Source organism: Deinococcus sp., from assembly GCF_030523985.1.
Lineage (GTDB): Bacteria > Deinococcota > Deinococci > Deinococcales > Deinococcaceae > Deinococcus.
Genome location: NZ_JAUNHK010000113.1, coordinates 1 through 7,374, shown reverse-complemented (window position 1 = coordinate 7,374; position 7,374 = coordinate 1). Strand labels below are relative to the sequence as shown.

Sequence of the window (7,374 nt, the reverse complement as noted above, 5' to 3'; positions counted from 1 at the left end):
CACGAATGGGACACCGCGCAGGTGGCGGCCCTGACGCGGGCCGGACTCAGGCCCACCGACAACCGCATGCTGCGGCTGGTGCGACTCATCGAATCTGCCGACCTGGTGGCGGTGAACCTGCCCGCCGGGTTCCACTTTGCCGACATGCACAGCGGCGAAATCGGCACCGAGGCCCGCGTTCGGATTCACCAGGACGTGTGGCACCCGTCCAAAGTCACATTGGAGGCGTACCAACGTCTACAAGCCGCGCCGCTGTACCGGGCCGATGTGGACGTGATGGTGGTGGCCCCCACGGGCGAACTGGCGGCCTATGCCCTGGGCTGGTACGACCCCGCGTCGGCCACAGGTCTGATGGAACCTGTCGGCACGCGGGCGAGTTTCAGGCGGCAGGGCCTGGGCCACCGCCTCATCCGGGAAATGACGCGCCGCCTGGCCGCGCTGGGCGCACGGAAAGTCACCATCGGCACCTATGAAAAGAACGTGCCTGCCACCGCGCTCTACCAGTCGGCAGGCTACCGCCCCAGCGGCTTCTGGGTGGATTACGAAAGGCTCAACGAATGACACGTTGACAGAGAAGTGTGACGTTAGAACCGATAGAACCGTGAAGTTTCTCAAGTTTCAAAAATTCGTCTAGCCCGTCTAAAACGATAGAAACAGATTATTTTGAACTTGGGGTAAAGGCGTCTATACGACTTGAACGCCAACTTCTGAGAAGGGCATTAGGATTCCGCCCAAGCTCAATTCGATGTCAGCCCTTGGGTTCTGACAGAAAGTCTCTGCCTGTCTACAGCAGGCCGACCGCTACTTTAGTTTCTCTCTTTTCACCCGGAGGCCCCATGAAGCACACGCGTACCCTGCTCGCCGCCACCCTCGCCCTGACGCTCGCTTCCTGTGGTCAGCAGGTCGCCACCGTTCAGAACCAGACCGCAGGTGCTCAGGCCAGCACCGACAAAGAAGTCATTGCCGGGGCCTACCTGGTCGGCTTCAAGCAGAGTGCCCTGAGCGCCCAGAGTCTCAGCGAACAGGCCGCGCTCCAGGCCCAGGCCATCAGCGCGGCGGGTGGCGTCATGACCAGCCAGTGGGTGGACATCAGCGCCGCCGCCGTCAAGCTCTCGCCCGAAGCGCTGAGCAAGCTGGAGAAAAACCCGCTGGTCGAGTACGTCGAGCCTGACCTGGAGCGCCGCGCCCTCGGCTTCCGCAGCGGCGGCACCACCGGCAATCAGACCAGCCAGGGCCTCGGCGCTCAGGCGGTCACGGGTCAGGCGCTCACCACCCCGCCCTACACCGCCAGCGGCGAGTACACCTGGGGCGACAACGCGCTGAAGGTCGAGCAGCTGCGCGCCAGCAACTACACCGGGGCGGGCGTGGCGGTCTGCATCGGGGACACGGGAATTGACGGCAACCACCCCGAATTCCAGAAGAAAATCAAAGCCTTCAAAAACTTCACGGGCGAAGCGGGCCGCGACAACCCCTACGCCCTGAACGACCTCTCCCACCACGGCACCCACGTTGCCGGAACCGTGTTCGCGCAGTACGGCGCGGGAACGGGTGCGCCGCTGCGTCAGGACGAAATGACCGACCCCAACGGTGTGGGCGGCGTCGCCACCGGGGTCAACCTCTACATTGCCCGCGTACTGGGCGACACGGGCAGAGGGAGTTCAAGCAGCATCATCAACGGCGTGAACTGGTGCGCTTCGCAACTCAAGTCGCAGGGCGGCACCGAAAACAAAGTGGTCATCAGCCTGTCGCTGGGCGGGGGCCGCGCCAGCCAGACCGAGCAGCGGGCCTACACCAGCGTGTGGAAGAAGGGAGCGTTTACCGTCATCGCCACGGGCAACGAAAGCACCGCCGTTTCTTACCCTGCCGCCTACACCGATACGGTGGCGGTCGGAGCCATTGACAACACTGAGGCCAAGGCCGATTTCAGCAACTTCGGCCCCCAGGTGGACCTCGTCGGCCCTGGCGTGGACGTGTTCAGCAGCGTGCCGCTCAAGCAGGGCACCCGCTCCTATGCGGGCGTCGGCGGCGTGCGCTTCGCCAACAAGGTGCTGTCTGCCGACACCAGCAGCAAGGGCGACGTGACGGGCACGGTGGTCAAGGCGGGCGACGGCACGGGCACGGCGGGCGCAAACCAGTTCTGCGGCACCGGCACGCGTAACCCTGCCCTGAGCGGCAACATCGCCCTGATTTCGCGTGGCACCTGCACCTTTGAAGAAAAAGTCGCCAACGCCGTGGCAAGCGGGGCCAAGGCTGTCATGATCTACAACAACACCGCCGGGGAAATGGGCCTGAGCCTGACCAACCCCTACAGCATTCCCGTGGTCGGCATCTGGCAGAGCGACGGCGAAGCGACCCTCGCCAAGCTGCCCGCGACGGGCCGCGTGGAAGTGCTGGACGCCGACTACGAGTCCTACAACGGCACCAGCATGGCGACCCCGCATGTCAGCGCCGCCGCCGCCGTGGTCTGGGCCGCCAAGCCCACGCTGACCAACACCCAGTTGCTCAGCCTGCTGACCTCCACCGCCAAAGACCTCGGCCCCGCCGGGAAAGACGACAACTTCGGCTACGGGCTGGTGCAGCCGCTCAAGGCCATCACCGGACAGTAACCCTCCACTCCCAGCCGCGTCCCTGCGGGCCTATTCGGGCCAGCGGGGGCGCTTCTTTTTCGTCTTTTTCGGCTAGCCTACCGCTCATGTCGCCCGTCGTGAAAACCACCCTTCTGCTCATGCTTTCCAACACCTTTATGACCTTCGCGTGGTATGGGCTGCTCGATAAAATGTCGGCCCGTCCACTCATTCTGGCGATTCTGGCAAGCTGGGGCATCGCCTTTCTGGAATATGTCTTTATGGTGCCCGCCAACCGCATCGGGCATCAGGTGCTGACGGTGGCGCAACTCAAGATGTTGCAGGAAGTCATCTCGCTCAGCATCTTCGTGCCCTTCGCCGTGCTGTACCTGCGCGAGCCGCTCAACTGGAATTACCTGTGGGCCGGGCTGTGCATTCTGGGCGCGGTGTTTTTCATGTTCCGGGGGAGATGAGCCGACGCCGGGCCAACAGGTCAGCCACCAGCAAAGCCCCGCCAAAAATCGCCGGAAGACCCCCGCCCGGATGCACGCCCGTGCCGACCTGCCACAGCCACGGCTCCAACTGGTAGGGCTGCGGGTGAAAGGGGCCAGCCCTCCACAGCGGCGCGGCGGCCCCGTAGATGGCCCCACCAGGATGCCCGCCCGCTGCGTAGTGCAGGGGGTCGAGGGCAGTCACCTCGCTGCCGCGCCACAGTCCGGGCCGCGCCAGCACGCGCTCGACCCGCGCCAGTTGCGCCTGCACCCAGGGATGCGCCGGGGTAAGGGTACGCGGCAGCGCCGGAACACTGAGCAGCACCGCCAGTTTGCGGCCCTCGGCGTGAACGAGGGTGAGGGTGTCGGCGGGCCACTTTCCGGCGTGTAGGGCGACCCGGAAGTCGGCGAAGTCGGACGGGGGCAGCACCGAAGTCGCAGGCAGGTCGCTCGGCTGTGGCAGGGCGAAATACAGCGCCAGCCCGCTCACGGTGCGGCGGGCCAGCGGTGAAGTCGCCGTCTGCCCACGCAGCCGCGTCAGCCGCAGCGGGTCGAGGGCGCTGACGGTCAGGTCGGGGCGCACCGTTTCGCCGCCCCTCAGGGTCAGGGTACGGCCCGCGACCTGCACGACTTCGGCTCCTTCACGCACCTGCACGCCTCTCGCCCTGGCGAAGGCCAGCAGCGCGTCCAGCACCGCCCCCATGCCCCGCGCTGGGCGGTACACCTCGGCCCCGATGAGGCCCGGCAGCAGGGCGTAGAGGGCCGGGGCGTCCTGCGGCGGCAACCCGGCATTGAGCGCCTGCGTTCGTAGGGCGTGGGCCAGCGCGGGCGAAAAGGAACGGGCCGCTATCCACCCCTCGGCGCTGAGGTGCGGCCCTTGCACCGCCGCCAGCACGCGACTGGCCCGCAAAAATTCGGGTGAGGTCAGGCGCGGCGGCGTGGTCAGCAGGGTCAGCAGGTGGGGACGCAGCGGCGCGACCTGGGCCACATACCTTTCCCACTCGGCAAACAGCGGGTGCGAGGGCGGCACGGGCAGCGGCAGCGCTCCGAAGGGGGTATGTTGCAGGCCCAGTCCGCCCGGCAGTGGCTGAAGGTCGAGCGGGTCGGCCTCGCCCAGCCTAGCCAGCAGCGCCCGCCAGACCTCTGGGAAGGTGAAGAGACTTGGCCCGCTGTCGAAATTCAGGCCGCCTGCCTCGACCCGTCGCAGCTTGCCGCCCGCCCGGTCACGTTCGTAGACAGTGACGGCGTCTCCGCGTTGGGCCAGCAGGCAGGCCAGCGAGAGTCCTGCCAGCCCGCCGCCGAGAAGGGCGACCTGTCTCATATCCCCCGCACCAGTCGGTAGACCAGTTGCACGCCCGCCACCGTGCCGACCAGCCAGGGCGTGACGATGCTGAGGGGATAAAGCCGCGCCGCCTGCTCGGGCGTGGGCCGCTGCCGCAGCGCCAGCGCCATGCCGCCGCAAACGAGCCACAGCGCCAGGGCGGTCAGGCGCGAAACGGGCCACAGCAGCGCCCCCGCCAGCACGAACCACGCCAGGGCATAAGCCGCCGTGCCCGCCGTGCCCAGCGTGGTCGCCACCGTCCGCGTTCCGGCGGCGCGGTCTGCCGGGATGTCCTGCGCGGCGTCGAAGGCGTGCTTGCCCACCGAGTAGGCCATCAGCGCCAGCAGCGGCCCCCAGGGAACAGGCGTGCCTAGCGCCAGGGCGGGCAGCGCCAGCGGCAGCGCGTAGGCCACGTTGCTCAGGCCGTCCAAAAAGGGCCGCGCCTTGAAGCGCAGCGGCGGCAGGCTGTAGGCCACGAACAGCCCCGCCGCCAGCAGCAGCACGCCCAGCGCCCCCGGCGGCAGCAGCAGCGCCAGCGCCAGCAGCGGCGGCCCGCTGAGCAGCAGGGTCGAGCGCAGCAGCGGCCCCTCCTCCTCGGGCCGCAGCCTCGCGCCCTGCCAGCCTCCCTTGCGACTCGAACGGGCGTCCTCCTCGCGGTCGGACAGGTCGTTGAGGCCGTAAATCAGCAGGTTAAAGGGCAAAGTCAGGTACAACAGCAGCGCCAGCACCCCGGCGTCGAGCGTGTAAAGCCGCCCGGTCAGCCACACCCCCGTCACCAGCGTGCCGATGGTATTGACCCACAGGGCGGGGCGCGAGATGACCAGCAGGCGGGTGAGGGGCAGCAGGGCAGACATGCGGGAAGGATTGTAGAGGGCGGGCGAAGGAAAAACCCCTCCGCCCACCTCTCTCCCCCCTCTTCGCGCTACTGCCTCTTTATCCAGCCTGCCAGCCAGGGCAGTTTCTTCTCCAGTTTTTCGCGGCGCTCAGGAGCCGCCCAGTAGCGCCGCGCCCAGCCTTCCACGTTGCGCTGCTTGCCACGGGCCACCGCCATCGCGCCTTCAGGAATGTCGTCGTGAATGGCGCTCCCGCCCGCGATAAAGGCGGCGTCTCCGACCACGCGGGGAGCAATCAGGGTGGTGTTGGAGCCGATGAAGACGCCCGCCCCCACCTTGCTCTGGTGCTTGTTGATGCCGTCGAAGTTGGCGACGATGGTGCCCGCGCCGACGTTGGTTTCCTCACCGATTTCCACGTCGCCCAAGTAGGCGAGGTGTCCGGCTTTGACCCCCGCCGCCAGCCGAGCGTTCTTGGTTTCCACGAAGTTGCCGATGTGGACGCCCTCGCCCAGCACGCTGCCGGGGCGCAGGCGGGCAAACGGCCCCACGTCGCTGCCCGCGCCCACTTCGGCCTGTTCCAGCACGCTGTGCGCCTTGATGACGGCTCCCTCGTGAACCACCGAGTCGGTCAGCACCGAGTACGCGCCGATCGTGGCTCCCTCGGCAATCACGGTTTGACCGCGCAGCAGCACGCCGGGTTCGATGGTCACGTCGCGCCCGATCTGCACGGTGTCTTCAATCAGGACGGTGTGGGGCAGCGAAACGCTGACGCCCGAGCGCAGGTGGCCCTCGATGATGCGCCGCTGCACGATGCCTTCGAGTTCGGTGAGGCCCACGCGGTCGTTGGCCCCCAGTACCTCGTTGGGGTCGCCCAGTTTGAAGGCCCGCACATGGTCGCCCTGCGCGTGATACAGGCCCAGCAGGTCGGTCAGGTAGTATTCGCCCGCCTTGTTGTCGTTGCCGATTTTCTTGGCGAGTTCGGGGGCCTGCTCGTCGAAGACGTACACGCCCGAGTTGAATTCTCCGATGGCTTTTTCGGCGTCGGTGGCGTCTTTTTGCTCCACGATGCGCTCGACCTCGCCGCCTTCGCCGCGCACGATGCGCCCGTATCCGGTGGCGTCGGGCAGTTCGCCGGTCAGGACGGTCATGGCGCTGCCGCGTTCGCGGTGGCTGGCGACCAGGTCACGCAGGGTTTCCACGCGCAGCAGCGGCGTGTCGCCGTAGAGCACCAGAATGTCCGCGCCGCCTTCGGTGAGGGCCGAGGCCCCGCTCAGAAAGGCGTCCCCGGTGCCGAGTTGCTGCTGCTGCCGGGCAAAGGCCACGCCGGGCTGCTGCAAGGCGGCCTCGACCTTTTCGGCCCCGTGCCCGGTCACCACGACCACTTTCCGCGCCCCGAGGTCCTGCGCGGCCTTGACCGCCCAGGCGACCATCGGGCGACCCGCGACGGGGTGCAGCACTTTGGGAAGGGCGGATTTCATGCGTGTGCCTTGTCCGGCAGCCAGAATAAGAACGTCCAGGGGACGGGTTTGTTGGGTCATGGATTCACCTGTGCAGACAGTGTAGAGGAAAGCAGGCGCGGGCAAGCGGGCCCAAAAAACCCCGACCCGCGTGGGGCCGGGGCCGGAACTCGGAACAGACTCAGCCGCGCCGTTCGGGGGGCGCCGGGGTCACAACCTGCGCCGCCGGACGCTGCCGCGCCAGTTTCCACAGCATCCAGAGACTGACCAGAATCAGCGGCACGCTGAAAATCTGGGTGTCGGTCCACAGGCCGATGCCGGGGGCATTCAGGCCCTGGTTCAGGTAGCTCTTGACGGTCAGAGGATTGAGGCGGAAGGTTTCTTCCCAGCCCGCCCGCAGCACCGAGTACCACAGCCAGAACTGCCAGAAGGCCCAGCCGGGAATACGCGACTTGAGCCAGAAATACGACGCGATTGCCAGAATGACGCCGATGATGACGCCGTAAAGCTGCGTGAAATGCACCGGAGCCGTCATCACGAGTTGCCCGCCCACCTGCTCGCAGTATTTGGAGAGGTCCATGTCGGGGTTGGCATTCGGAATGCACATGCCCTCGTGGAAGGCGCGGGCACTGGCGGGCCACTCGTAGCCGATGGGCCAGCCGGTGACGCGGCCCACGGTGTCGGTGCCGTTCATGATGTTGCCCAGGC

At 67.0% G+C, this 7,374-nt stretch carries 7 protein-coding genes; 3 read left to right on the top strand and 4 right to left on the bottom strand.

The features are described 5' to 3' along the window. From Q4C89_RS12905 to Q4C89_RS12895, 3 genes are all read left to right on the top strand, one after another. Positions 1–561, top strand: a 561-nt coding sequence (locus Q4C89_RS12905; protein ID WP_303103029.1) for an N-acetyltransferase, incomplete at its 5' end; no start/stop codon positions are given. 275 nt (positions 562–836) lie between these two features. Continuing rightward, on the top strand, positions 837–2,606 hold the full coding sequence (locus Q4C89_RS12900; protein WP_303103028.1) for a S8 family serine peptidase: 1,770 nt from the start codon (positions 837–839) through the stop codon (positions 2,604–2,606). A gap of 86 nt (positions 2,607–2,692) precedes the next feature. After that, a complete protein-coding gene (locus Q4C89_RS12895; RefSeq protein ID WP_303103027.1) occupies positions 2,693–3,037 on the top strand; it encodes a DMT family protein in 345 nt (114 codons plus the stop codon). On the opposite strand, the gene Q4C89_RS12890 is transcribed toward Q4C89_RS12895, so the two are convergent. The 4 genes from Q4C89_RS12890 to Q4C89_RS12875 form a co-directional block, all read right to left on the bottom strand. Continuing rightward, on the bottom strand, positions 3,018–4,376 hold the full coding sequence (locus tag Q4C89_RS12890; RefSeq protein ID WP_303103026.1) for an NAD(P)/FAD-dependent oxidoreductase: 1,359 nt from the start codon (positions 4,374–4,376) through the stop codon (positions 3,018–3,020). The two genes, Q4C89_RS12895 and Q4C89_RS12890, sit on opposite strands and share 20 nt — an antisense overlap. After that, positions 4,373–5,230 carry a UbiA family prenyltransferase gene (locus Q4C89_RS12885; protein ID WP_303103025.1) on the bottom strand — a complete coding sequence of 286 codons (858 nt, stop codon included), beginning with the start codon at positions 5,228–5,230 and terminating at the stop codon, positions 4,373–4,375. Before Q4C89_RS12885 ends, Q4C89_RS12890 begins: the two co-directional genes overlap by 4 nt. Positions 5,231–5,298: 68 nt before the next feature. Next, the gene (gene glmU / locus Q4C89_RS12880; RefSeq protein ID WP_303103024.1) at positions 5,299–6,747 is read right to left on the bottom strand and encodes a bifunctional UDP-N-acetylglucosamine diphosphorylase/glucosamine-1-phosphate N-acetyltransferase GlmU; all 1,449 of its coding nucleotides are present in this window, start codon (positions 6,745–6,747) and stop codon (positions 5,299–5,301) included. Positions 6,748–6,847: 100 nt separating this feature from the next. Continuing rightward, positions 6,848–7,374: prolipoprotein diacylglyceryl transferase family protein (locus Q4C89_RS12875; protein ID WP_303103023.1), on the bottom strand; the 527-nt coding region annotated here is incomplete at its 5' end.